Origin of the sequence: Streptomyces sp. CB00316 (assembly GCF_001905595.1) — a bacterium.
GTDB lineage: Bacteria > Actinomycetota > Actinomycetes > Streptomycetales > Streptomycetaceae > Streptomyces.
The window spans coordinates 531390-556234 of sequence record NZ_LIXI01000001.1; the positions used below are offsets into that span (position 1 = coordinate 531390).

Genomic DNA, 24845 nt, shown 5'->3' on the forward strand with positions numbered 1-24845 from the left:
CGCCCCGTGGCGGGCGTGGCCGACCGGTGTGCGACCACCGCCACGGGCGGCGTACAGGCGACGGCCCGCGCCCGGGAGGAGGGGCCGACGGATCTGCGGCTCGTCCCGCCGGCGCTGGCGGTCTGGGCGGCCGCGGCGCTCGCGCTGGGTCTGCCGGGACGCTGGGTGGCCGTGGGGACGGCGGTCTGCACCGTCGTGGCGCTCGCCCTCCTGACGGCCGCGTCCGCCGGGGGCGGACGGGCCGCCGCACCTGCTGGACGCAAGCGGGCCGTCGCGGTGGGAGCCGTGCTGCTCTGCGCAGCGGCGGGCGGGGCCACGGCCGGGCTCCACGGCGCCGACGTGCGGCGTGGGCCCGTCCCCGAGCTGGTGCAGGAGCATGCGCGGATCGACGCCGAGGTGCGGGTCACCTCGGACCCCCGGCCGACCCGCCCCGGCGTGCGGGGCAGCCACAGCACCCCCGCCATGCTCCTGCTCAACGCGGACATCACCGAGGTGGCCGCCCCCGACGGCCGCCGCACCCGGGTCCGTACGCCTGTGCTCCTCATGGTCTCGCCCGGGGAGGACCGGGCGAGATGGCAGGAGCTCCTGCCATCCACGCGGCTGCGCATCGGCGGCCGCCTCTCACCCCCCGCCCACGGGGGTGAACGCCTGGCCGCCGTCCTGCGGGTGGAGACCGAAGGGCCACCCCGGATCACCGGAACCCCGACGGCCTTCCAGCGCGCGGCCGGGGAGCTGCGCTCCGGACTGCGGGAGGCGACGGACGGTCTCGACGCGGACGCGCGGGCGCTGCTGCCGGGGCTGGTGGTCGGAGACACCTCCAGGGTCCCGCCGGAGCTCCACGATGCCTTCAAGGCCACCGACCTGACGCACCTGTTGGCGGTGTCCGGAGCCAATCTGTCGATCCTTCTCTTTCTCCTCATCGGCCCGCCCGGATCGGCGCTGAACAGTGAAAGGCGAGGCCTGGCGCCGAAGTTGGGTATCTCCCTGCGGGGGACCGCGCTGATCGGCGGCGCGCTGACGCTCATCTTCATCGTCGTGTGCCGTCCCGAGCCCAGTGTCCTGCGCGCGGCGGCCTGCGGTCTGATCACCCTGCTCGCCATCGGGACCGGCCGCCGCAGGTCCCTGATCCCCGCCCTGGCGGCGGCCGTGGTGCTCCTGGTGCTGTACGACCCCTGGCTGGCCCGGAGTTACGGCTTCCTGCTGTCGGTCCTGGCCACGGGTGCCCTGCTGACGCTCGCGCCGCGGTGGAGCGCGGCGCTCCAGCGGCGGGGGATGCCGGTCCGGTTCGCCGAGGTGCTGGCGGCGGCAGCAGCGGCGCAGGCGGTATGCGCGCCCGTGGTCGTGGTCCTGGCGTCGCGGGTGAGCCTGGTGGCGATTCCGTGCAACCTGCTGGCGGAGTTCGCGGTGGCACCCGCGACGGTGTTCGGGTTCGCGGCGCTGGCCGTCGCCCCGGTCGCCCCGCCGGTGGCCGAGCTGCTGGCCCGGGTCGCGGGCTGGCCGGCCGGCTGGATCGCCTCGGTGGCACGCACGGGGGCGGGCTTTCCCGGGGCGGAGGCGCCGTGGCCCGGGGGGTGGGCCGGCGCCGCCCTCCTCGCGCTCCTCACGGTCCTGGCCGTGCTGCTCGCCCCTCGGTTGATCCGTCGTCCCTGGCTCTGCCTTGCGGTCGCGCTGCTCCTGGTCCTGGTGGTGCTGCGGCCGGTCCCGCTGACCCGGGTCATGACCGGGTGGCCGCCGCCCGACTGGGCGTTCGCGCTGTGCGACGTCGGGCAGGGCGATGCGATGGTGCTCGCGGCCGGGGAGGGGACGGGCGTGGTCGTCGACGCCGGACCCGACCCTCGCTCGGTCGACCGTTGCCTGCGCGATCTCGGGGTCACCCGCGTACCGCTCGTGATCCTCACCCACTTCCATGCCGACCATGTGAGGGGGCTGCCCGGCGTGCTGCGGGGCAGGGCCGTGGGCGCGGTCCAGACGACGAGCCTGGACGAACCGCCCGAGCAGGCCGCGTTCGTCCGGCGTACGGCGGCCGCGGCCCGGATCGCGACGGTGCGGGCGGTTCCCGGCGAGCGGCGCCGGGCGGGGCCGTTGGACTGGCGGGTCCTCTGGCCGCGCGACGGGCCCGGGGGAGCCGGGGCGGTGAAGGGGGCGGGCGGGCCGAACGACTCCAGCGTGACCCTGCACGTACGGGCCGCGGGCGGACTGACGCTGCTGCTCCTCGGCGACCTCGAGCCACCGGCCCAGCGGGGGTTGCTGCACAGCCCGGCGGGGCTGCCCCGGGTGGACGTCCTGAAGGTGGCCCACCACGGCTCGGGCTTCCAGGACGCGGGGCTGCTGGAGAGCGCGCGGCCGAGGCTGGCGCTCATCTCCTGCGGCGCGGACAACCCGTACGGCCACCCGGCACCCCGTACTGTCGACGCGCTCAGGGCCGCCGGGGCGCGGGTCCTGCGGACCGACACCGACGGCGCCATCGCGGTGACGGGGGCGGGCGGGGAGCTGCGGGCGGTGGGCCGTTCAGGAGGGGAGGGCTGACCGGTCGGCGGTGGCGGGGGGAGGAGGGACGGATCGGCCAGCGTCACCGGTGGCGGTGAGGAGGTCCGCCCCGTCGACGATCTCGGCCTCCCCTCCATGACGCTGTCCGGGGCTGTGCGGAGGTTCCGGGGAGGTCATGGCCGTCACGCCGACCGCCGTCCTGGGCTGTGCGCGTCGGCCACCGGACCTAGGTTTTTCCGCCCCGTTCGGGCCCCAGGCGCTACGGCTTCTCCAGCCACCCCTCGTACTCCGCGGCGAACTCGTCCAGCGCGGCCGGGTCCAGGCGACCGGCCGGGTCCTCCACGACCACCAGCCACTGGGCGTCCTCGGCGTCGTCCTCGCCGGCCAGGGCGTCCCGTACGAGCTGGGGCTCCTCGACGACCCCGAAACGGTCCGCCAGCTCCCCGGCCACCTCCTCCGCGGCGTCGCGGTCGGGCAGCACCAGCACATGTCTCACATCGCTCACCCGGTCATTCTCCGGTACGGGCATCCGTGGCCCACGCCCTGGGGCGGTCGGGCTGTCAGTGGGGCATGGGATGCTGGACCGCGATGGCCACCAGGAAGAACTCCACCGACGATCCGCTCGCCCCCCTCACCCTCGCCGTGGGCCAGGAGGACCTCCTCCTGGACCGTGCGGTGCAGCAGGTGGTGGCGGCGGCCCGCGCTGCCGACGCCGATACGGATGTCCGTGATCTGGCGTCCGACCAGTTGCAGCCCGGCACGCTCGCCGAGCTCACCAGCCCATCGCTCTTCGCCGAGCGCAAGGTCGTGATCGTGCGCAACGCGCAGGATCTCGCGGCCGACACGGTCAAGGACGTCAAGGCGTATCTCGGGACGCCGGCCGAGGAGATCACGCTCGTCCTTCTGCACGCGGGCGGGGCCAAGGGCAAGGGGCTCCTGGACGCGGCGCGCAAGGCCGGGGCCCGGGAGGTCGCGTGCCCGAAGACCACCAAGCCGGCCGAGCGGCTCTCCTTCGTACGGTCGGAGTTCCGGACCCACGGGCGGTCCGCGACGCCGGAGGCGTGCCAGGCGCTGGTCGACTCCATCGGCAGCGATCTGCGGGAGCTAGCCAGTGCGGTGTCGCAGCTGATCGCGGATGTCGAGGGGACGATCGACGAGGCCGTCGTCGGGCGCTACTACACGGGGCGGGCGGAGGCGTCGTCGTTCACCGTCGCCGACCGGGCGGTCGAGGGGCGGGCGGCGGAGGCGCTGGAGGCGCTGCGGTGGTCGCTGTCGACCGGGGTCGCGCCCGTGCTGATCACCAGTGCGCTGGCCCAGGGGGTGCGGGCGATCGGGAAGCTGTCCTCCGCGCGGGGCGGGCGGCCGGCTGATCTGGCGCGGGAGCTGGGGATGCCGCCGTGGAAGATCGACCGGGTGCGGCAGCAGATGCGGGGGTGGACGCCGGACGGGGTCGCGGTGGCCCTGCGGGCCGTGGCGGCTGCGGACGCGGGGGTGAAGGGCGGGGGGGACGACCCTGAGTACGCCCTGGAGAAGGCCGTCGTCGCGGTGGCGCGGGCCGCGAGGTCGGGGCGGTAGCCGTTCCTTCCCGGTCAAGCGCTGGGTGCGGGGCCCTGTCGTGACCGGTTCCGTCCTCGAGCGCCGGACGGGCCGGGAAGCCCTGTACGCACGGAGGCCCCGAAGCGCTGATCTGGGGAGATCGGCGCCCGGGGCTTCCGGGTCACACTCTTGGTGCGCCGCACCCGCGTGGCGAACGCAGGTTCGGTGTGCGGCGCGGGGTGCCGGTCAGGGGCGGGAGAGAGGGCCCGTCGAGTCCGTTCCGGCGGTCACATCAGTGAGCTTCGGGAAGAAGCTCAGGCCTGCAGGGCGGCAACCTTGGACGCCAGCGCCGACTTCTTGTTGGCGGCGGCGTTCTTGTGGATGACACCCTTCGAGACAGCCTTGTCGAGCTGACGGGAGGCGTCGCGGACGGCCGTGGTGGCCTTCTCGACGTCACCGGCAACGGCGGCCTCGCGGGCCTTGCGGATCGCGGTCTTGAGCGACGACTTGACGGCCTTGTTGCGCAGGCGCGCCTTCTCGTTGGTCTTGTTCCGCTTGATCTGGGACTTGATGTTCGCCACGAATAGAGCCTTTTCAGGTTCGTTGGATCTTCCAGGTGAGCCGCGCCGCTCGTGAGAGCCACGAGGCACAGCTGTCCACGGTAGCAGTCACCCTCCGACCGGCCCAAACCGGTCGCTGTCCCGCAGGCGTGGGACGATGGAGCCTACGTATCGATCCGACCGACGATCCGACCGACCCGACATCGACCCGAGACACGGCGTTCGGCGTCTCAAGAATCAGGACCCTGCGTGCCCGCGACTCCTTCCAACGTGCCCGAGCCGAGCCGTACCGACCCGGCGCTGATCCGCAATTTCTGCATCATCGCGCATATCGACCACGGCAAGTCGACCCTTGCCGACCGGATGCTTCAGCTGACCGGAGTGGTCGACCAGCGGCAGATGCGTGCTCAGTACCTCGACCGGATGGACATCGAGCGCGAGCGCGGCATCACCATCAAGTCCCAGGCGGTCCGACTGCCGTGGGCGCCCGACACAGGCGAGGACACGGGTACCACCCACATCCTCAACATGATCGACACCCCGGGCCACGTGGACTTCACCTACGAGGTCTCGCGTTCGCTCGCGGCCTGCGAGGGCACGGTCCTGCTGGTCGACGCCGCGCAGGGGATCGAGGCCCAGACGCTCGCCAACCTCTATCTCGCGATGGAGAACGAGCTCACCATCGTCCCGGTGCTCAACAAGATCGACCTGCCCGCCGCGCAGCCGGAGAAGTTCTCCGAGGAGCTGGCCAACCTCATCGGCTGCCAGCCCGAGGACGTGCTCAAGGTCTCCGCCAAGACCGGTGTCGGCGTGGACGCGCTGCTCGACCGGGTCGTCCGTGACGTACCGCCCCCGGTCGGTGTCGCCGACGCCCCCGCCCGCGCGATGATCTTCGACTCGGTCTACGACGCGTACCGCGGTGTCGTGACGTACGTCCGTGTGATCGACGGACAGCTCAACAAGCGCGAGCGCATCCGCATGATGTCGACCGGCGCCACCCACGAGCTGCTGGAGATCGGGGTGTCCTCCCCGGAGATGACCCCGGCCGACGGCATCGGCGTGGGTGAGGTCGGCTACATCATCACCGGTGTGAAGGACGTTCGGCAGTCCAAGGTCGGTGACACGATCACCTCCCTGCACAACGGGGCGACCGAGGCGCTGGGCGGTTACAAGGACCCGAAGCCGATGGTCTTCTCGGGGCTGTACCCGCTGGACGGCTCGGACTACCCGGACCTGCGCGAGGCGCTGGACAAGCTCCAGCTCAACGACGCCGCCCTGGTCTACGAGCCGGAGACCTCCGCCGCGCTCGGCTTCGGCTTCCGTGTCGGCTTCCTCGGCCTGCTCCACCTGGACGTGGTCCGCGAGCGGCTGGAGCGCGAGTTCGGCCTCGACCTGATCGCGACCGCCCCGAACGTGGTCTACCGGGTCGAGATGGAGGACGGCAGCGAGCACGTCGTCACCAACCCGAGCGAGTTCCCCGAGGGCAAGATCGACAAGGTGCACGAGCCGGTCGTCCGCGCCACGGTGCTGGCCCCCAGCGAGTTCATCGGCGCGATCATGGAGCTCTGCCAGAACCGCCGCGGCACCCTGCTCGGCATGGACTACCTCTCCGAGGACCGCGTCGAGATCCGCTACACGCTGCCCCTCGCCGAGATCGTCTTCGACTTCTTCGACCAGCTGAAGTCCAAGACCCGGGGTTACGCCTCCCTCGACTACGAGCCCACCGGCGAGCAGTCGGCCCAGCTCGTCAAGGTCGACATCCTGCTCCACGGCGACAAGGTGGACGCGTTCTCCGCGGTCACCCACAAGGACAAGGCGTACGCGTACGGCGTCCGGCTCGTCGCCAAGCTGCAGAAGCTCATCCCGCGGCAGAACTTCGAGGTGCCGATCCAGGCGGCCATCGGCGCCCGGGTCATCGCCCGTGAGACGGTCCGCGCCATCCGCAAGGACGTCCTCGCCAAGTGCTACGGCGGTGACATCTCCCGTAAGCGGAAGCTGCTGGAGAAGCAGAAGGAGGGCAAGAAGCGGATGAAGATGGTCGGCAACGTGGAGGTTCCGCAGGACGCCTTCATCTCGGTGCTGTCGACCGACGAGTCCGCCGGGGAGAGCAAGGGCAAGAAGTAGCCCCGCCCCGGCCTCCTGGGGCGCCTCGGTCCCAACCCGCGCCGCCCCCTGGGCGACGAACGGTCAGAAGGGCCCTCATACCGCAGTAACGTGCGATGTGAGGGCCCTTTCGTTATGAAAGCGGCGGCCCGTTGCCTCTTACGTGGCGGACGAGTGCGCTCTACTCTGATCACGCATCGTTGGTTACTCGCCAGTTAAACAAGCCGAACAAGCAGGTTGCGCGGCAGGACAGCAGCAGTAGTCGCAGTATCAAAGAAGCCGGTCGTAGCAATGCCGCAGGCCCGGAGGACGCCGTGAGCGACACACAGACCTTGATCGATAACCGGCCGCCCTCCGTGGCGGCCCTCTTCATCGACCGCGTGGCGGCGACCCCGGACGGGGAGGCGTACCGCTATCCGGTGCCGTCAGCCTCGGGCGAGGGTCCCGACGACTGGAAGTCGCTGAGCTGGGGACAGGCCGCGAAGCGGGTCTACGCGATCGCCGCCGGGCTGATCGCGCTCGGCGTGCAGCCCGAGGAGCGGGTCGCCCTCTCCTCCGCCACCCGGGTCGAGTGGGTCCTCATCGACCTCGGCGTGATGTGCGCGGGCGCCGCGACCACCACGGTCTACCCCTCGACGAACGCCGAGGAGTCCGCCTTCATCCTGGCCGACTCCGAGAGCCGCATCCTCATCGCGGAGGACGCCGAGCAGCTGGCCAAGGCCCGTGAGCGCCGCACCGAGCTGCCCGACCTCGCCCATGTCGTCGTCATCGACCCGGCCGGCGTCGATCCCGCCGAGGGCGACCCCGAGGGCTGGATCATCACCCTCGACGACCTGGAGGCCCGGGGCAACGAGCTACTCGCCAAGACCCCGGACGCGGTCACCGACCGGGTCTCCGCCATCACGGCCGACCAGCTCGCCACCCTCATCTACACCTCCGGCACCACCGGCCGCCCCAAGGGCGTACGGCTGCCGCACGACAACTGGTCGTACATGGCCAAGGCCACCGTGGCGACCGGCCTGATCACCGCCGAGGACGTGCAGTACCTCTGGCTGCCGCTCGCCCACGTCTTCGGCAAGGTCCTCACCTCGGGCCAGATCGAGGTCGGCCACGTCACCGCGATCGACGGCCGCATCGACAAGATCATCGAGAACCTGCCGGTGGTCCAGCCGACCTACATGGCCGCCGTCCCCCGGATCTTCGAGAAGGTCTACAACGGGGTCGCCTCCAAGGCCCGTGCCGGCGGCGGCGCCAAGTACAAGATCTTCCAGTGGGCGGCCGGGGTGGCCCGCGAGTACGCCAAGGTCTCCCAGGACAACTTCCGCCGGACCGGCAAGGCCTCCGTGCCCTTCGTGCTCGGCGCCAAGCACAAGGTCGCCGACGCGCTCGTCTTCTCCAAGATCCGCGACGCTTTCGGCGGCCGGCTGCGCGCCTGCGTCTCCGGCTCCGCCGCCCTCGCCCCCGACATCGGCTTCTTCTTCGCGGGGGCCGGGGTGCACATCCTGGAGGGCTACGGACTCACCGAGACCAGCGCCGCCTCCTTCGTCAACCCGGGCGAGGCCTACCGCACCGGCACCGTCGGCAAGCCGCTCCCCGGCACCGAGGTGCGCATCGCGGACGACGGCGAGATCCTGATGCGCGGCCCCGGCGTCATGGAGGGCTACCACAAGCTGCCCGAGAAGACCGACGAGGTCCTGGAGTCGGACGGCTGGTTCCACACCGGTGACATCGGCGAGCTGTCGGCCGACGGCTACCTGCGCATCACCGACCGCAAGAAGGACCTGATCAAGACGTCGGGCGGCAAGTACGTCGCCCCGGCCGAGGTCGAGGGCCAGTTCAAGGCGGTCTGCCCGTTCGTCTCCAACATCCTGGTGCACGGCGCGGACCGTAACTTCTGCACCGCGCTCATCGCCCTCGACGGCCCCACCATCCTGAGCTGGGCCGCCGAGAACGGCCTGGAGGGCAAGGAGTACGCGGACGTGGTCGCCGCCCCGCAGACCGTCGAGCTCATCGACGGGTACGTACAGCGCCTCAACGAGGGCCTCCAGCGCTGGCAGACCATCAAGAAGTTCCGCCTCCTGCCGCGCGACCTGGACGTGGAGCACGGCGAGCTCACCCCGAGCCTCAAGCTGAAGCGGCCGGTCGTCGAGCGGGAGTACCAGGGTCTGATCGACGAGATGTACGCGGGATCGCGCGAGGCGTAACGCGAGCCGCCGCTCCCGAGGAGCCGGCGTACGCGGGCGGGGCGGCCGGACACGGGGGGTGTCCGGCCGCCCCGCTGTGACTCAGCGTCCTCCACGCGCGCATCCTGCGAGCGCTCAGTCGTGCCCCGACCGCTGGGCACGTCCCGTTGCGTTCCCCGAAGCCTTGAGTTCGAACCTGCTCGATTTCCTGCCCACTTCGGTAACTCGGTGCTTATGGGCGCGTCCGGTCTGTCACTCTGTCGGAGTCGTCGGACCCGTAGGAGCCGCACCGTGGCACCCATCCCCTTGCAGCGGGACATTGTGCAGCGCCCCGGCACCGCCCGTGCCGGGTACGCGCACGGCCCGCGCCTGGCCGGCCGCACCAGCCTGCCCGGCATACCGCTCGCCCCGTCCGCCGCCCGCCGGTTCGTGCGGGCGGCCCTCGCGGAGTGGACCGGGCTCGGGGTGCCCGCCGCCGTGGGCTTCAGCGACCGGCTCGCCGACGACGCCGTGACCGTCACCAACGAGCTGGTCACCAACGCCGTCGTGCACGCCGGGACCACGGTCGACCTGGTCCTCCGGCTGGAGGAGGAGGGCGGCGACGAGCCCTCGGCCGCCCTCGTCCTGGAGGTCACCGACCACCACCCGGCCCGCCCGGTGAGCGGCGACGGCCCTGAGGGGGCGGACCTCGAACCCGGCGGTACGGTCGCGGGCGACCTCCCCGACCCCGCCGAGTACGGCCGGGGCCTCCAGCTCGTCGCCACCCTCGCCGAGTCCTGGGGCATCACCTATCGCACCGGTCTCAAGACCGTCTGGGCCCGCCTCCCCGTCGACGACTGGAGCGGCCCGCCGGCCCCGCCCGACCAGGACTCCGTCCGGCGCGGCCTGCGCGCCGCCGAGATCCTCGCCCCCGCCGCCCGGCGCACCGAACGCGACGACGCGGTCTGGGACAGCCGGGGCGCCCCCGCCTTCCTCGCCGAGGCGTCCGACCTGCTCGCCGGGCAGCTCGACGAGGACCTGGTGGCCGCCATAGCGGGCCAGTTGCTGGTGCCCCGCCTGGCCGACTGGTGCGCGATCTGGCTGGAGGCCGAGGGCGGGGGACCGGGGGCCGCGCCCCGGCTCGCCCGGGTCTGGCACAGCGACGAGACCGGTACGGAACCCCTGCGCACCGCCCTGGAGCGGGAGCCCCTCCGCCTCCCGCCCGACGTCGGCTCCGGCCCCGTGCCCGTGCCCGTGCCCGTCCCCGTGCCCTGGCCGGCCCCACCCGCGGACGAGGCTCCGCCGCCCGGCGCCCGCGACGGCGCCGCCCTCGCCTTCCGGATCACTGCCGGCGGCCGGGCGCTCGGCACCGTGCTCGTCGGCAGGGAGGGCGTCGCCCAGGTGCCCGAGGCCGTCGCGTCGCTCGTCGAGGACTTCGTACGCCGTCTCGGCCTCGCCGTCGGCGCCGCCCGCGCCTACACCCGGCAGGCCACCATCAGCCGGATCCTCCAGCGCGGCCTGCTCCCCAGCAAGGTCGCGGAGATCCCCGGCGTCACCAGCGCGCTCGTATACGAACCGAGCGACGACGGCGTCGTGGGAGGTGACTTCTACGACATCTTCCCGTGCCCCGGCGACCGCTGGTGCTTCGTCCTCGGCGACGTCCAGGGCAGCGGCCCCGAGGCCGCCGTCGTCACCGGCCTCGCCCGCCCCTGGCTCCGCCTGCTCTCCCGCGAGGGCTTCGGCGTCGGCGAGGTCCTGGACCGGCTCAACCGGCTGCTCCTGGACGACGCTATGGAGGCCGCCGAGGCCGCCGCCCTGATGGTCGCCGCCGCCGGGGGCCGGCAGCTCCACGACGGCTCGCAGTCCCGCTTCCTCTCCCTGCTGTACGGCGAGGTCGTGCCGCTCCCCGGCGGCGGCGTCCGCTGCACGGTGGCCAGCGCGGGCCACCCGCTGCCGCTGCTGCTGCGCCCCGACGCCTCCGTGCGCCCGGCGGCCGAGCCGCAGGTCCTGCTGGGGGTGGTGGAGGACGTGGCGTACGAGAGCCAGGTCTTCGATCTCGCGCCCGGGGACACCCTGCTCTGCGTCACGGACGGGGTGACCGAGCGGCGCTCGGGGCCGCTGATGTTCGACGACGGGGACGGGCTGGCCCGGGTCCTCGCCGGGTGTGCCGGGCTGCCCGCCGAGGCGACGGCCGAGCGGATCAGACGAGCGGTCCACGAGTTCGCCGAGCAGCCGCCGGACGACGACGTGGCCCTGCTGGTGCTGCACGCGGACTGAAGTACCTCAAGGGCGAGGGACAATGGTCGGTATGCCTTCCGTACTGCCCGATGGTGAGCCCGTGCCCGACGACGGGGCGCTGCCCCGCCATGCCCTGGAAGGCGCAGCCGACCGCCCGCTCGGCTTCTACCTGCACGTCCCGTACTGCGCCACCCGCTGCGGTTACTGCGACTTCAACACCTACACCGCCACCGAGCTGCGCGGCTCCGGCGGCGCCCTGGCCTCCCGCGACAACTACGCCGCTCACCTGATCGAGGAGGTTCGCCAGGCCCGCAAGGTCCTCGGCGACGACCCGCGCCCGGTCCGTACGGTCTTCGTCGGCGGCGGCACCCCCACGCTCCTTCCCGCAGCCGACCTCGTACGGATGCTGGCGTCGATCAGGGAGGAGTTCGGGCTCGCGGAGGACGCGGAGATCACCACCGAGGCGAACCCCGAGTCCATCGACCCGGCCTACCTCTCCGCCCTGCGCGACGGCGGCTTCAACCGGGTCTCCTTCGGCATGCAGAGCGCCAAGCAGCACGTCCTGAAGATCCTGGACCGCACGCACACCCCCGGCCGCCCCGAGGCCTGTGTCGCCGAGGCCCGGGCGGCGGGCTTCGACCACGTCAACCTCGACCTGATCTACGGCACCCCCGGCGAGTCCGACGACGACTGGCGGGCCACCCTCGACGCGGCGATCGGCGCGGGCCCCGACCACATCTCCGCGTACGCCCTGATCGTCGAGGAGGGCACCCAGCTCGCCCGCCGCATCCGGCGCGGCGAGATCCCCATGACCGACGACGACGCGCACGCCGACCGCTACCTGATCGCGGACGAGGCCTTCGCCGCCGCCGGATTCGACTGGTACGAGGTCTCCAACTGGGCCACCACCGAGGCCGGCCGCTGCCTCCACAACGAGCTGTACTGGCGCGGCGCCGACTGGTGGGGCGCGGGCCCCGGCGCCCACAGCCACGTCGGTGGCGTCCGCTGGTGGAACGTGAAGCACCCGGGCGCGTACGCCCAGGCGCTCTTTGAGGGCCGCTCACCGGGCGCCGGCCGGGAGGTCCTCGCCGAGGAGGACCGCCGGGTGGAGCGCATCCTGCTGGAGCTCCGGCTCCGCGAGGGCTGCCCGCTCTCCCTGCTGAAACCCGACGGCCTGGCCGCCTCCCGCCGCGCCCTCGCCGACGGGCTGCTCGAGCCGGTTCCGTACGAGGAGGGCCGTGCGGTCCTCACCCTGCGCGGGCGGCTCCTGGCCGACGCGGTGGTGCGGGACCTGGTGGACTGAGGGCCGGGCCTCTGGCGATCAGTCCGGGACGGCGGTCACGAAGTCGATCAGCTCCTCGACCCTCCCCAGCAGTTGCGGCTCAAGGTCCCTGTAGCTGCGGACCTTGGACAGGATGTGCTGCCAGGCCGCACCGGTGTTCTCCGGCCACCCAAGCGCCCGGCACACCCCCGTCTTCCAGTCCTGGCCGCGCGGCACCACCGGCCACGCCTCGATCCCCACCGACGACGGCTTCACCGCCTCCCACACGTCGATGTACGGGTGGCCCACCACCAGCACATGCGGGTCCGAGACCTGTGCCGCGATCCGGGACTCCTTGGAGCCGGTCACCAGGTGATCCACCAGCACCCCGAGCCGGGCGTCCGGCCCCGGGGAGAACTCGCCCACGATGGCCGGGAGGTCGTCGATGCCCTCCAGGTACTCCACGACCACGCCCTCGATGCGCAGGTCGTCGCCCCAGACCCGCTCCACCAGCTCCGCGTCGTGCCGGCCCTCCACATAGATCCGCCCCGCCCGTGCCACCCGGGCCCGCGCGCCGGGCACCGCCACCGAACCGGAGGCCGTGCGCGAGGGGCGCACCGGACCGCCGGGCCCCGGGCGCACCAGCGTGACGACCTTGCCCTCCAGCAGGAAGGCGCGCGGCTCCATCGGGAAGACCCGGTGCTTGCCGAAACGGTCCTCCAGGGTCACCGTCGGCCCCTGGGCGGTCTTCTCGCAGCGGATCACCGCCCCGCAGAAGCCGGTGGCGACCTCCTCCACGACCAGATCGGGTTCGGCGGGGACCTCGGGCACGGGGGCGGACCTCTTCCACGGCGGGGTCAGGTCCGGCTGATAGCTGCGCATGCGCCGACGATAATCCTCACCCCGCCCCGAAGATCGTCACTCCGCCCGAGAACCGTCACCCGCGCTGAGAACCGTCCCCCCCGGAACCCTCACCCCACCCCGAACCGCTCCGCCAGCGCCGCCCGCTGCGCCCGGACGAACGCCGCGTCCACCGCCGCCCCGTGCCCCGGTACGTACACCGCGCCCTCGCCGCCCAGCTCGAGGAGCCGGTCCAGGGCCGCGGGCCAGCGCGAGGGGATCGCGTCCCGGCCCGCCTGCGGTTCGCCCGACTCCTCCACCAGGTCCCCGCAGAGCACCACCGGCAGCTCGCCTTCCGTGCCCGGGACCAGCACCGCGAGGTCGTGGCCGCTGTGGCCCGGGCCCACGTTGGCCAGCAGCACCTGACGGCCGCCGCCCAGGTCGAGGGTCCACTCGCCGGTCACCTCGTGGTGCGGCACCACCAGCGTGTCCACCGACCGGTGCGCCTCCTCCTCCGGGAGGCCGTGGTGCACGGCCGAGGCGCCCAGCTCGTCCGCCGAGCGCTTCAGCAGCGCGGTGATGCCCACCGCTCCGTACACCTGCGCCCCGGCGAACGCCGCCGTCCCCAGCACATGATCGAAGTGCGGGTGGCTCAGTGCGATATGCGTCACCCTCCGGCCGAGCAGCGCCTCGGCCTGCCCGCGCAGCTCCACGCCCTCGCGCAGGGTCGAGCCGGTGTCGTACAGCAGCACACCGTCGGCCCCGGCCACCAGCGCGGCCGTGGCATCCCAGCCGGGCAGGCGCCGCCGCCCGATGCCGTGGCCCAACCGCTCCCAGCCGAAGTCTTCCCATGAGACGTCCATGGGGCGACGCTATCGGCAACGTCCCGCACCGCTCGGCGGCGGCGTGGCCGGTCGCCCTTGCCCCCGCCCCACCTCACCCCCGTACACTGACCGGTGGGTAGCTGGCACTCGTATGCACCGAGTGCCAGACGGATACCGGAGTCAGACACCGGAGAACGACAGCTGGAGGTGTGCGCCATGCTCAGCGAACGCAGACTCGAGGTGCTGCGCGCCATCGTCCAGGACTATGTCGGCACCGAGGAGCCCGTCGGCTCCAAGGCGCTCACGGAGCGGCACCAGCTGGGGGTCTCCCCGGCCACCGTTCGCAACGACATGGCGGTGCTGGAGGACGAGGGCTTCATCGCGCAGCCGCACACGAGCGCGGGGCGCATCCCCACCGACAAGGGGTACCGCCTCTTCGTCGACAAGCTCGCCGGGGTCAAGCCGCTCTCCTCGCCCGAGCGCCGGGCCATCCAGAACTTCCTCGACGGCGCGGTCGACCTCGACGACGTGGTCGGCCGGACCGTGCGGCTGCTCGCGCAGCTGACCCGGCAGGTCGCGGTCGTGCAGTACCCCTCGCTGACCCGCTCGACGGTGCGGCACGTGGAGCTGCTCTCGCTGGCCCCCGCCCGGCTGATGCTCGTCCTGATCACGGACACCGGCCGGGTCGAACAGCGTATGATCGACTGCCCCGCGCCCTTCGGCGAGGCAACGCTCGCGGATCTGCGGGCCCGGCTCAACAGCCGGGTCGTCGGACGCCGCTTCGCGGATGTCCCGCGGTTGGTGCGGGAGCTGCCGGAATCCTTCGACAGCGAGGACCGCGGAACGGTTTCCACGGTCCTTTCCACCCTCCTCGAAACCCTGGTCGAGGAGACGGAGGAGCGGCTGATGATCGGCGGCACCTCCAACCTCACCCGCTTCGGGCACGACTTCCCTGTGATGATCCGGCCGGTGCTGGAAGCACTGGAGGAGCAGGTCGTCCTGCTGAAGCTGCTCGGTGAGGCCACGGACTCAGCCATGACCGTACGGATCGGGCACGAGAACGCCCACGAGGGCCTCACGTCCACGTCCGTCGTCGCGGTCGGCTACGGTTCGGGCGACGAGGCAGTCGCCAAACTCGGCGTGGTCGGACCGACCCGCATGGACTACCCCGGAACGATGGGAGCGGTACGCGCAGTGGCACGTTACGTCGGACAGATCCTGGCGGAGTCGTAAGTGGCCACGGACTACTACGCCGTACTCGGCGTGCGCCGCGACGCATCTCAGGACGAGATCAAGAAGGCATTCCGTCGGCTCGCACGCGAGCTGCACCCGGATGTCAACCCGGATCCGAAGACCCAGGAGCGGTTCAAGGAGATCAACGCCGCTTACGAGGTGCTCTCGGACCCGCAGAAGAAGCAGGTCTACGACCTCGGCGGCGACCCGCTCTCCGCCAACGGCGGGGGCGGCGGCGCGGGCGGTTTCGGAGCCGGCGGCTTCGGCAACTTCTCCGACATCATGGACGCGTTCTTCGGAACGGCCTCGCAGCGCGGGCCCCGCTCGCGCACCCGGCGCGGCCAGGACGCCATGATCCGGCTGGAGATCGACCTCGCCGAGGCGGCCTTCGGCACCACCAAGGACATCCAGGTCGACACGGCGGTCGTCTGCAACACCTGTAGCGGCGAGGGCGCGGCCCCCGGCACCTCCGCCCAGACCTGCGACATGTGCCGCGGCCGCGGCGAGGTCTCGCAGGTCACCCGGTCCTTCCTGGGCCAGGTCATGACCTCGCGGCCCTGCCCGCAGTGCCAGGGCTTCGGTACGGTGGTGCCGTCGCCGTGCCCGGAGTGCGCCGGTGACGGCCGCGTCCGCTCGCGCCGCACGCTCACCGTCAAGATCCCCGCGGGCGTCGACAACGGCACCCGCATCCAGCTCGCCGGTGAGGGCGAGGTCGGCCCCGGCGGCGGCCCGCCCGGCGACCTGTACGTCGAGATCCACGAGCTGCCGCACTCCGTCTTCCAGCGGCGCGGCGACGACCTGCACTGCACGGTCACCATCCCGATGACCGCGGCCGCCCTTGGCACCAAGTGTCCGTTGGAGACCCTGGACGGCGTCGAGGAGATCGACATCCGGCCCGGCACCCAGTCCGGCCAGTCCGTACCGCTGCACGGGCGGGGCATCACCCACCTGCGCGGCGGTGGCCGGGGCGACCTCATCGTGCACGTCGAGGTGACGACCCCCTCCAAGCTCGACGCGGAACAGGAGCGGCTCCTGCGGGAGTTCTCCAAGCTGCGCGGCGAGGAGCGGCCCTTGGGCCAGTTTCAGCCAGGTCAGCAGGGGCTCTTCTCCCGGCTGAAGGACGCCTTCAACGGCCGCTGAAGCGCTTTCCGCCTTTCACCGCACCGCCCACCGGTCACCGACCGGTGGGCGGTGCGGTGTTCGGCGGGAGAACCGGTCAGGTCACTCGCTGGCTGATTCGGCCCTGTGCGGCGGACATGGCACGATGCGGTCATGTCCTCCGCGTTGACCGATCTCTGCCGGTATCCGATCGTGCAGGCCCCCATGGCGGGCGGCGCTTCCGGAGCCCAGCTCGCCGCGGCCGTCGCCGACGCGGGCGGGCTCGGGTTCCTCGCCGCCGGGTACAAGACGGCGGACGGCATGTACAACGAGATCAAACAGCTGCGCCGGCTCACCGGCGGCCCGTTCGGCGTCAACCTCTTCATGCCGCAGCCCGCGCTCGCCGACCCCAGCGCCGTCGAGGTCTACCGCCACCAGCTGGCCGGTGAGGCCGCCTGGTACGAGACCCCGCTCGGCGACCCCGACAGCAGCGGCGACGACGGGTACGAGGCGAAGGTCGCCATCCTGCTGGAGGACCCCGTTCCGGCGGTCTCCTTCACCTTCGGCTGTCCCACCCGCGACACGCTGGACGCCTTCTCCAAGGCGGGGACGTACACCATCGTGACGGTCACCTCCGCCGAGGAGGCCCAGGTGGCCCAGTGGGCGGGCGCCGACGCCGTCTGCGTCCAGGGCGTCGAGGCGGGCGGCCACCAGTCCACCCACCGCGACGACCCGCAGGCCGACCACATCGGCACCGGGCTGCTCACCCTGGTCACCCAGGTCCGCGAGACCGTGCGGATCCCGCTCATCGCCGCGGGCGGACTGATGCGCGGCTCGCAGATCGCCGCCGTCCTCGCCGCGGGCGCCGACGCCGCCCAGCTCGGCACCGCCTTCCTGGCCTGCCCCGAGTCCGGCGCCCACCTGATCCACAAGCAGGCCCTGACCAACCCGCTCTTCGTCCGCACCGCGCTGACCCGCGCCTTCTCCGGGCGGCCCGCACGCGGCCTGGTCAACCGGTTCGTCCGCGAACACGGCCCGTACGCCCCCGCCGCCTACCCCCAGGTCCACTACCTGACCACCGGGCTGCGCCAGGCCGCCGCCAAGGCCGGGGACGCCCAGGGCATGGCCCTGTGGGCCGGGCAGGGCCACCGGATGGCCCGCGAACTGCCCGTCGGCGAGCTGATCGAACTGCTTGCCGCCGAACTGGAGGCCGCCCGGGCGGCCCTGAGCATGAGGAGCCCCCGGTGACCGCACCGGTCTTCGTCGTCGAACGGATGCCCACCGGGCCGGAGTTCGTCCTGGACGGCCCCGAGGGACGGCACGCCGTCTCGGTCAAGCGGCTGGAGCCGGGGGAGGGCGTCGTCCTCACCGACGGGCTCGGCCACTGGGCGCAGGGCGTTGTCCGGGCGGCCGAGGGCAAGGACCGGCTGACTGTCACCGGTATCGAGAATGTGCACGAGGAGCCGGAGCCCGCGCCCCGGATCACCGTCGTCCAGGCGCTCCCCAAGGGCGACCGGGGTGAACTGGCCGTCGAGACCATGACCGAGACCGGCGTCGACGCGATCGTGCCCTGGCAGGCCGCCCGCTGCATCACCCAGTGGAAGGGCGAGCGAGGAGCCAAGGCCCTGACGAAATGGCGCAGTACGGCACGGGAGGCGGGCAAGCAGTCCCGCCGGGTGCGCTTCCCCGACGTGTCCGAGGCCATGACGACCAAGCAGGTCGCCGCCCTGCTGGCCGGTGCCGACTTCGCCGGGGTCCTGCACGAGGACCGCGACCACGACAGCACCCCCCTCGCCACCGCCGAACTCCCCGCCACCGGCACGATCGTGCTCGTCGTCGGCCCCGAGGGCGGCGTCTCCCCGCAGGAACTGGCCTCCTTCGCCGAGGCGGGCGCGCGCCCCTACCGGCTGGGCCGCAGCGTGCTGCGTACGTCCACGGCGGGGACGGCGGCGACCGCACTGCTCCTCGGACGCACCGGCCGCTGGGGATGAACGGGGGCCGACGGGCCGGGGATAGCATGCCCCTGTACCGATCACCTCATTGATCACCAGCGAACGAGGAGGCCCGGCGCCATGGCGGGAGAGCCGCAGACCGACTGCCTGTTCTGCAAGATCGCCTCGGGAGACATCCCGGCGACCATCGTCCGCGAGAGCGACACGACCGTCGCCTTCCGTGACATCAACCCGCAGGCCCCGACCCACGTCCTGGTCATCCCCAAGGTCCACTACCCGGACGCCGCCTCGCTCGCCGCCGCCGAACCGCAGATCGCCGCCGACGTGCTCCGCGAGGCCGGAGCGGTCGCCACCGACGAGAAGGTGGACGGCACCGGCTACCGGATCATCCTCAACACCGGCTCCGGCGCCGGCCAGACCGTCTTCCACGCGCACGCCCACGTCCTGGGAGGCCGCGGCCTCCAGTGGCCCCCCGGATAACGCCCGCCTCGTAGGAGCCTCTCCCCATGTCCGTACGCGAGCTGGTGGTGCTCGGCACCGCCAGCCAGGTCCCCACCCGGCACCGCAACCACAACGGCTATCTGCTGCGCTGGGACGGCGAGGGCATCCTCTTCGATCCCGGCGAGGGCACCCAGCGCCAGATGCTGCGGGCCGGGGTCGCCGCGCACGACATCGACCGGATCTGCGTCACCCACTTCCACGGCGACCACTCCCTCGGGCTCGCCGGGGTGATCCAGCGCATCAACCTGGACCAGGTCCCGCACCCCGTCACCGCGCACTACCCGGCGAGCGGGCAGCACTTCTTCGACCGGCTGCGGTACGCCACCGCCTACCGCGAGACCGTCCGGCTGACGGAGACCCCGGTCGCCGGAACCGGCGGGGTCCTCGCCACCACGGCCTCGTACACGCTGGACAGCCACAAGCTCTCGCACCCCGTCGAGTCGTACGGCTACCGCCTCACCGAGCCCGACTCCCGCCGCATGCTGCCAGCCCTGCTCGAGGAGCACGGCATCAGCGGCCCGGACGTCGGCCGTCTCCAGCGTGAGGGTGCCCTCGGCGGCGTGACGCTGGAGCAGGTCTCCGAGCACCGGCGCGGGCAGCGGTTCGCGTTCGTCATGGACACCCGGCTCTGCGACGGGGTGTACGTGCTCGCCGAGGGGTGTGACATGCTCGTCATCGAGTCGACCTTCCTCGACGAGGACGAGAAGCTCGCCGCCGACCACGGCCACCTCACCGCAGGACAGGCCGCCCGGGTGGCGAAGGAGTCCGGCGTACGCCACCTGGTGCTGACCCACTTCTCGCAGCGCTACAGCGACCCCGGACTCTTCGAGACCCAGGCGCGCGCCGCCGGGTTCGACGCCGAACTCACCGTCGCACAGGACCTGATCCGGGTACCGCTGCCTCCCCGGCACCAGCATCACTGAAGCACCGCCATCCGAGACAACCGCACCACCGTTTGCGAGACACCGTGCACCTCCCCAAGGCAGAACTCCACCTCCACATCGAAGGCACCCTCGAACCCGAGCTCGCCTTCGCCCTCGCGGAACGCAACGGGGTGACCCTGCCGTACGCCACCACCGAAGAGCTGCGCAGGGCCTACCAGTTCGAGGATCTCCAGTCCTTCCTGGACCTCTACTACGCGCTGATGGCCGTGCTGCGGACGGAGGAGGACTTCACCGAACTCGCCGACGCCTACCTGGCCCGCGCCGCCGCCCAGGGCGTCCGGCACGCCGAGATCTTCTTCGACCCGCAGGCCCACACCGCCCGCGGCGTCCCCATCGGCACGGTCATCGAGGGGCTCAGCCGGGCGCTGGAGCGCAGCGAGGAGACCCACGGCGTCTCCACCCAGCTCATCCTGTGCTTTCTCCGCGACCTCTCCGCCGAAGCCGCCCTCGGCACCCTGGACGCGGCCCGCCCCTACCTGCACCGGATCAGCGCCGTCGGCCTGGACTCCGCCGAGGTCGGCCACCCGCCCGCCAAGTTCCAGGAGGTGTACGAGACGGCCACCGCGCTCGGGCTGCGCAAGGTGGCCCACGCGGGGGAGGAGGGGCCGCCGTCCTACATCCGCGAGGCCCTGGACGTCCTCGGAGTCGAGCGCGTCGACCACGGGCTGCGGTGCATGGAGGACCCGGAGCTGGTGGCGCGGCTGGTCGCGGACCGGGTGCCGCTCACCCTCTGCCCGCTCTCCAACGTGACGCTGCGCACGGTCGACACGCTCAAGGACCACCCGCTGCCGGAGATGATGGCCGCGGGGCTCCTCTGCACGGTCAACTCCGACGACCCCGCCTACTTCGGCGGGTACGCGGGCGACAACTTCGACGCCGTACGGGACGCGCTCGCCCTGGACCCGGAGCAGCTGCGCACCCTGGCCCGCAACTCCTTCGAGGCGGCCTTCCTCGACCACGACGAGGAGCGCAGGGCGCGCTACCTGTCCGAGGTCGAGGCGTACGCGTTCGACTGACCGGGCCCGCCGTCCGGACCGGCCGTCCGGATCGCGCTGCGCACCAGCCGCCTGCGCCGTACGCGGAGTTCGGTGACGGCCTGCTCCGGTGAGCCGAGCTTCGGCACGGCACCGGACAGGCTGCCGGTGGTGGCGGCCAGCAGCGCGGCCGGGGCGCCACCACGGCGGCGGACCGAGCCGGGCACCAGCGGACGCCCACCGGTGTGCAGCGCGACGGCGGTCATCGGTGCGGCGACCAGGAGCGTGGCCGCGCCGAGGACCAGCCCCATCGCCGGATAGCCGGCCTTCTCGGAGAGCACGCTGCCCAGCAGCGGGCCGCACGCCACGCCCACGGAGGAGGCGGAGCCCGCCAGGACCGCCCAGCGGCCGCGTACGTCCAGGGAGGCGGCCAGGCCGATCAGGTAGGAGAGGACCACCGGGTAGACGGTGTTCCAGAGGATCTCGCCGGTCGCGAACGACCCGAGGTCCCGGGCCGAGGAGCTGACCACGATGCTCCCCGCGATGACCACGGTCCCCAGCCCGATCGGCACCGCCCGGCCCACCCGGGCGCCCAGCACCCCGGCGCCCATGACGCCCAGCAGACCCGCGCCGAGGGCGGCGGCGAACACCGCGCCGACGGTCACCTCGGTCAGCCCCGCCTGGACCACGCCGATGCGGCTGCTGACGCCCCACAGCGCGTTCTGCGCCATGGACCAGACGAGCATGCCGCCTGCCAGGACGAGACCGGACCGCCGGTGCGGCAGGCGGCCGGTGATCCGGGAGGCGGACTCCTCCGGGGCCGTGGGGCCGTTCAGCCGGGTGGTCGCGGGCCAGACGAGCAGGGCTACCAGGGCGATCGCGGCGAAGGGGAGCCGGTGGCCGCCGCCGAGGTGCGGGATCGTCAGGTAGAGGGCGCCCGCGGTCGCCGAAACGGTGAGCAGGCCGAGCGAGGACGTTCGGTGCGGGTCGCGCTGCGCGGCGATCCCGGCCGCCGCGACCGCCGTCGCCGCCCCCGAGCCGAAGCCGCCGACCAGCACGGAGGCCACCACGAGCGGTACGGACCCGGCCAGCGCCGCGCAGCCGTACCCCACGGCGGCCAGGACCAGGCCGACACGGGCCGGGGTCCGGGACCCGTACCGCTCGACCCGGCCCGCCAGGGTGAATCCGGCACTCGCCGAGCTCAGCAGCAGAGCACTGCCGACCAGGCCCGACTGCGCGGGAGTCAGCCCGAGATGGACGCTGAGGCGGCCGACGATGGTGGGGAGCAGATAGGAGGCGAGGTAGCCGGCGGTGAAGACGGCGACCAGCGGCCACGCGGCGCGGCGCGAGGACATGGGCGTTCCTGAAGACATGCCTGAGCAGGCAGGGGGAGGGGGAGGCAACGCGGGGCGCGCCCGAGAAGGGCAGCGCGGAACAAGCGGGGGAATGCGGAAATGCGGGCGGGTAAGGCGAGGTGCGCGGAGATACGGGGATGTACGGCGAGATGAGCGGAAGTGCGGCTCTCGTCGGACAACGTCCCCGAAGGTGCTCGCGGGGCAATTTGTATCAAGCGCTCCCGGCCGCCCGAAAGTCGCCTCGCCGTGATCTGGGTCACGTATGCGTTTATGCGCTCGGAAGTCGGGTAACAGCGCATGTTTATGCAGGTCAGGGTGGCAGGCCGGACCTGCCGTCATCGGCGGGGGAGGCCCCGCCCCTGACCTCGAATCGGGCAGACTGGCCAGATCTCACACTGTCCAGATCTGCCGCACGGCCGGGGAGCGCACGGTGAGCACCGACACTTCAGGAATCGACCCGCTGCTGGCGCTGCGCGCCCCGCAGGACCCCGCCTGCGACGTCTTCCTGACGGGCACGGTCTTCCTCGACATCATCTTCACCGGCCTCGACAGCGCCCCCGTGCGCGGCACCGAGTCCTGGGCCCGCGGCATGGGCTCCAGCCCCGGCGGCGTCGCCAACATGGCCACCGCGCTCGCCCGGCTCGGCCTGCGCACCTCGCTGGCCGCCGCCTTCGGCGACGACCACTACGGCGAGTACTGCTGGGACGCCCTCGAACAGGGCGAGGGCATCGACCTGTCGATGTCGCGCACCGTTCCCGGCTGGCACTCCCCGGTCACGGTCTCGATGGCGTACGAGGGCGAGCGCACGATGGTCTCCCACGGCCACGAGGCCCCGGCCCCTTCGGCCGTTCCGGGGCAGGCCACCACCGACCAGGCCACCACCGACCCGAACCCGGCGTTCCCCCAGTGCCCCCCGCGCGCCCGCGCCGCGATCGCCTCGCTCGTCCCGGGCCGCGGCGAACCCTGGGTGGCCGCGGCCGCCCGGCACGGCGCCCTGATCTTCGCCGACGTCGGCTGGGACGAGTCCGGCCGCTGGGACCTGGACGCGCTGCCCGACCTGGCGCACTGCGAGGCGTTCCTGCCCAACGCCGAGGAGGCGATGCGCTACACCCGCACCGACTGTCCGCGCGCCGCCGCCCACGCGCTCGCGGAACGCGTCCCGCTCGCCGTGGTCACCCTGGGCGCCGAGGGCGCGTACGCCGTCGACGGCCGCACCGGCGCCGCCGCCCAGGTGCCAGCCATCGAGGTGGAGGCCCTCGACCCGACCGGCGCCGGGGACGTCTTCGTGGCCGGATTCGTCACCGGCACCCTCGCCGACTGGCCGCTCGCCGACCGCCTCGCCTTCGCCGGGCTGACCGCCGCCCTCTCGGTCCAGGAGTTCGGCGGCTCGCTCTCCGCACCCGGCTGGGCCGAGATCGCCGCCTGGTGGCAGCGGATCCGGACCTGCGAGAGCCAGCACCCCACCGCCCTGGAGCGGTACGCGTTCCTGGAGGAGCTGCTCCCCGCCACGGCCCGTGCCTGGCCGCTGCGGCGCGCGGTCCCCACGATCGGCTTCCGGCAGTGAGCGGGCAGCGGCCTCCTCGTACACGCGGCCGGTAAAAGGACTCCGCGTTGTCACCGCCAAGTCGTAGGCTTGGTGATCCAGAGGTTGTCGAGCAGCGAGAACCCTGCAACGGGAGGTATGCGCAGGCCCGAGGGCCGGCCCATGACTCAGACACCCACACAGCCGCAGGCGCGTGCCCAGATCCGGATCCCGGCCGCTCACCCCATGGTGATGCTCCTCGGATCGGGTGACTCGCTGTTGCGCGTGATCGAAGAGGCCTTCCCGGCGGCCGACATCCATGTCCGGGGCAACGAGATCAGCGCCACGGGCGAGGCGGCCGACGTCGCCCTCATCCAGCGCCTGTTCGACGAGATGATGCTCGTGCTCCGCACCGGAGCGCCGATGACGGAGGACGCAGTGGAACGGTCGATCGCCATGCTCAGGGCGGCCGGCACCGGCGAGGGAGACCCCCAGGGCGAGACACCCGCCGAGGTGCTCACCCAGAACATCCTCTCCAACCGCGGCCGCACCATCCGCCCCAAGACGCTCAACCAGAAGCGGTACGTCGACGCGATCGACCAGCACACGATCGTCTTCGGGATCGGCCCCGCCGGCACCGGCAAGACCTACCTGGCCATGGCCAAGGCGGTCCAGGCGCTCCAGGCCAAGCAGGTCAGCCGCATCATCCTGACCCGCCCCGCGGTCGAGGCGGGGGAGCGGCTCGGCTTCCTCCCCGGCACGCTCTTCGACAAGATCGACCCGTATCTGCGCCCGCTCTACGACGCGCTGCACGACATGCTCGACCCCGACTCGATCCCTCGCCTGATGGCGGCGGGCACGATCGAGGTGGCGCCGCTGGCGTACATGCGGGGTAGAACTTTGAATGACGCGTTCATCATCCTCGACGAGGCGCAGAACACCAGCGCCGAGCAGATGAAGATGTTCCTCACCCGCCTCGGCTTCGACTCCAAGATCGTCATCACCGGTGACATCACCCAGGTCGACCTGCCGAGCGGCACCAAGAGCGGGCTGCGCCAGGTCCAGGACATCCTGGAGGGCCTGGACGACGTGCACTTCTCGCGCCTCACCTCCCAGGATGTCGTCCGGCACAAGCTCGTCGGCCGTATCGTCGACGCGTACGAGAAGTACGACAGCCGAAACGGTCAGCAGGACGGTCAGGCGGACGGCCGGGAAGACGGCCGACGCGACCGCCGTAAAGGGAAGTAGTCGCAGC

Annotated in this window: 20 protein-coding genes; 15 read left to right on the forward strand and 5 right to left on the reverse strand. The window is 72.4% G+C overall.

Going from position 1 to position 24845, the window contains the following annotated elements:
- The first annotated feature begins 15 nt into the window (after window positions 1-15).
- Window positions 16-2526: a ComEC/Rec2 family competence protein gene (locus AMK21_RS02255; RefSeq protein ID WP_073874227.1), complete on the forward strand. Its 2511-nt coding sequence runs from the start codon at window positions 16-18 to the stop codon at window positions 2524-2526.
- A 220-nt stretch (window positions 2527-2746) separates the two neighbouring features.
- Here the strand turns inward: AMK21_RS02255 and AMK21_RS02260 are convergent, their stop codons facing one another.
- Window positions 2747-2992, reverse strand: a complete 246-nt coding sequence (locus tag AMK21_RS02260; protein WP_234421803.1) for a hypothetical protein — start codon at window positions 2990-2992, stop codon at window positions 2747-2749.
- 83 nt (window positions 2993-3075) lie between these two features.
- Here AMK21_RS02260 and holA point away from each other — a divergent pair, with 83 nt between their 5' ends.
- Window positions 3076-4062, forward strand: a complete 987-nt coding sequence (holA, locus tag AMK21_RS02265) for a DNA polymerase III subunit delta (protein ID WP_073873597.1) — start codon at window positions 3076-3078, stop codon at window positions 4060-4062.
- Window positions 4063-4337: 275 nt separating this feature from the next.
- Here holA and rpsT read toward each other — a convergent pair whose 3' ends face one another.
- Window positions 4338-4604 (reverse strand): 30S ribosomal protein S20, encoded by a 267-nt coding sequence (rpsT, locus tag AMK21_RS02270; protein ID WP_018961227.1) that lies wholly within the window; start codon window positions 4602-4604, stop codon window positions 4338-4340.
- Window positions 4605-4832: 228 nt separating this feature from the next.
- On the opposite strand from rpsT, the gene lepA reads away from it, so the two are divergent.
- From lepA to hemW, 4 genes are all read left to right on the forward strand, one after another.
- Window positions 4833-6707, forward strand: coding sequence for a translation elongation factor 4 (gene lepA / locus AMK21_RS02275; protein ID WP_073873599.1), 1875 nt, complete (start codon window positions 4833-4835; stop codon window positions 6705-6707).
- A gap of 293 nt (window positions 6708-7000) precedes the next feature.
- Window positions 7001-8890 carry an AMP-dependent synthetase/ligase gene (locus AMK21_RS02280; RefSeq protein WP_073873601.1) on the forward strand — a complete coding sequence of 630 codons (1890 nt, stop codon included), beginning with the start codon at window positions 7001-7003 and terminating at the stop codon, window positions 8888-8890.
- A gap of 270 nt (window positions 8891-9160) precedes the next feature.
- The gene (locus tag AMK21_RS02285; protein WP_073873603.1) at window positions 9161-11125 is read left to right on the forward strand and encodes an ATP-binding SpoIIE family protein phosphatase; all 1965 of its coding nucleotides are present in this window, start codon (window positions 9161-9163) and stop codon (window positions 11123-11125) included.
- A gap of 22 nt (window positions 11126-11147) precedes the next feature.
- A complete protein-coding gene (gene hemW / locus AMK21_RS02290) occupies window positions 11148-12389 on the forward strand; it encodes a radical SAM family heme chaperone HemW (protein ID WP_073873605.1) in 1242 nt (413 codons plus the stop codon).
- A gap of 18 nt (window positions 12390-12407) precedes the next feature.
- Here hemW and AMK21_RS02295 read toward each other — a convergent pair whose 3' ends face one another.
- Together AMK21_RS02295 and AMK21_RS02300 are read right to left on the reverse strand one after the other, a co-directional pair.
- A complete protein-coding gene (locus AMK21_RS02295) occupies window positions 12408-13229 on the reverse strand; it encodes a DUF3097 domain-containing protein (RefSeq protein WP_073873607.1) in 822 nt (273 codons plus the stop codon).
- A gap of 89 nt (window positions 13230-13318) precedes the next feature.
- Window positions 13319-14050 (reverse strand): MBL fold metallo-hydrolase, encoded by a 732-nt coding sequence (locus AMK21_RS02300; protein ID WP_073873609.1) that lies wholly within the window; start codon window positions 14048-14050, stop codon window positions 13319-13321.
- A 177-nt stretch (window positions 14051-14227) separates the two neighbouring features.
- Here AMK21_RS02300 and hrcA point away from each other — a divergent pair, with 177 nt between their 5' ends.
- The 7 genes from hrcA to AMK21_RS02335 all read left to right on the forward strand — a co-directional run bounded on the left by hrcA (window position 14228) and on the right by AMK21_RS02335 (window position 20755).
- Window positions 14228-15244 carry a heat-inducible transcriptional repressor HrcA gene (hrcA, locus tag AMK21_RS02305; protein ID WP_073873611.1) on the forward strand — a complete coding sequence of 339 codons (1017 nt, stop codon included), beginning with the start codon at window positions 14228-14230 and terminating at the stop codon, window positions 15242-15244.
- Window positions 15245-16384 carry a molecular chaperone DnaJ gene (gene dnaJ / locus AMK21_RS02310; protein ID WP_073873613.1) on the forward strand — a complete coding sequence of 380 codons (1140 nt, stop codon included), beginning with the start codon at window positions 15245-15247 and terminating at the stop codon, window positions 16382-16384. It begins immediately after the preceding gene.
- Window positions 16385-16516: 132 nt separating this feature from the next.
- Entirely contained in the window at window positions 16517-17590 is a 1074-nt protein-coding gene (locus AMK21_RS02315; RefSeq protein ID WP_073873615.1) for a nitronate monooxygenase, read from the forward strand.
- Window positions 17587-18333, forward strand: coding sequence for a 16S rRNA (uracil(1498)-N(3))-methyltransferase (locus AMK21_RS02320; protein WP_073873617.1), 747 nt, complete (start codon window positions 17587-17589; stop codon window positions 18331-18333). The genes AMK21_RS02315 and AMK21_RS02320 overlap by 4 nt, the downstream gene beginning before the upstream one ends.
- A gap of 81 nt (window positions 18334-18414) precedes the next feature.
- Window positions 18415-18774 (forward strand): histidine triad nucleotide-binding protein, encoded by a 360-nt coding sequence (locus tag AMK21_RS02325; protein WP_073873619.1) that lies wholly within the window; start codon window positions 18415-18417, stop codon window positions 18772-18774.
- Between the two features lie 26 nt (window positions 18775-18800).
- Window positions 18801-19718: a ribonuclease Z gene (locus AMK21_RS02330; protein WP_073873621.1), complete on the forward strand. Its 918-nt coding sequence runs from the start codon at window positions 18801-18803 to the stop codon at window positions 19716-19718.
- A gap of 44 nt (window positions 19719-19762) precedes the next feature.
- Entirely contained in the window at window positions 19763-20755 is a 993-nt protein-coding gene (locus AMK21_RS02335; RefSeq protein ID WP_073874229.1) for an adenosine deaminase, read from the forward strand.
- On the opposite strand, the gene AMK21_RS02340 is transcribed toward AMK21_RS02335, so the two are convergent.
- The gene (locus AMK21_RS02340; RefSeq protein ID WP_073873623.1) at window positions 20719-22068 is read right to left on the reverse strand and encodes an MFS transporter; all 1350 of its coding nucleotides are present in this window, start codon (window positions 22066-22068) and stop codon (window positions 20719-20721) included. The two genes, AMK21_RS02335 and AMK21_RS02340, sit on opposite strands and share 37 nt — an antisense overlap.
- 430 nt (window positions 22069-22498) lie before the next feature.
- On the opposite strand from AMK21_RS02340, the gene AMK21_RS02345 reads away from it, so the two are divergent.
- The gene (locus tag AMK21_RS02345) at window positions 22499-23632 is read left to right on the forward strand and encodes a carbohydrate kinase family protein (protein WP_073873624.1); all 1134 of its coding nucleotides are present in this window, start codon (window positions 22499-22501) and stop codon (window positions 23630-23632) included.
- 141 nt (window positions 23633-23773) lie between these two features.
- Window positions 23774-24838: a PhoH family protein gene (locus AMK21_RS02350; protein WP_073873626.1), complete on the forward strand. Its 1065-nt coding sequence runs from the start codon at window positions 23774-23776 to the stop codon at window positions 24836-24838.
- The last annotated feature ends 7 nt before the right edge of the window (window positions 24839-24845 follow it).

What these genes read in the sequence shown, in the direction of transcription:
- hemW (WP_073873605.1), top strand. Translation starts at nt 11,148, where the DNA reads ATGGTCGGTATGCCTTCCGTACTGCCCGATGGTGAGCCCGTGCCCGAC.
- AMK21_RS02300 (WP_073873609.1), bottom strand. Translation starts at nt 14,050, where the DNA reads ATGGACGTCTCATGGGAAGACTTCGGCTGGGAGCGGTTGGGCCACGGC.
- AMK21_RS02295 (WP_073873607.1), bottom strand. Translation starts at nt 13,229, where the DNA reads ATGCGCAGCTATCAGCCGGACCTGACCCCGCCGTGGAAGAGGTCCGCC.
- hrcA (WP_073873611.1), top strand. Translation starts at nt 14,228, where the DNA reads ATGCTCAGCGAACGCAGACTCGAGGTGCTGCGCGCCATCGTCCAGGAC.
- holA (WP_073873597.1), top strand. Translation starts at nt 3,076, where the DNA reads ATGGCCACCAGGAAGAACTCCACCGACGATCCGCTCGCCCCCCTCACC.
- AMK21_RS02315 (WP_073873615.1), top strand. Translation starts at nt 16,517, where the DNA reads ATGTCCTCCGCGTTGACCGATCTCTGCCGGTATCCGATCGTGCAGGCC.
- AMK21_RS02325 (WP_073873619.1), top strand. Translation starts at nt 18,415, where the DNA reads ATGGCGGGAGAGCCGCAGACCGACTGCCTGTTCTGCAAGATCGCCTCG.
- AMK21_RS02340 (WP_073873623.1), bottom strand. Translation starts at nt 22,068, where the DNA reads ATGTCCTCGCGCCGCGCCGCGTGGCCGCTGGTCGCCGTCTTCACCGCC.
- AMK21_RS02350 (WP_073873626.1), top strand. Translation starts at nt 23,774, where the DNA reads ATGACTCAGACACCCACACAGCCGCAGGCGCGTGCCCAGATCCGGATC.
- AMK21_RS02330 (WP_073873621.1), top strand. Translation starts at nt 18,801, where the DNA reads ATGTCCGTACGCGAGCTGGTGGTGCTCGGCACCGCCAGCCAGGTCCCC.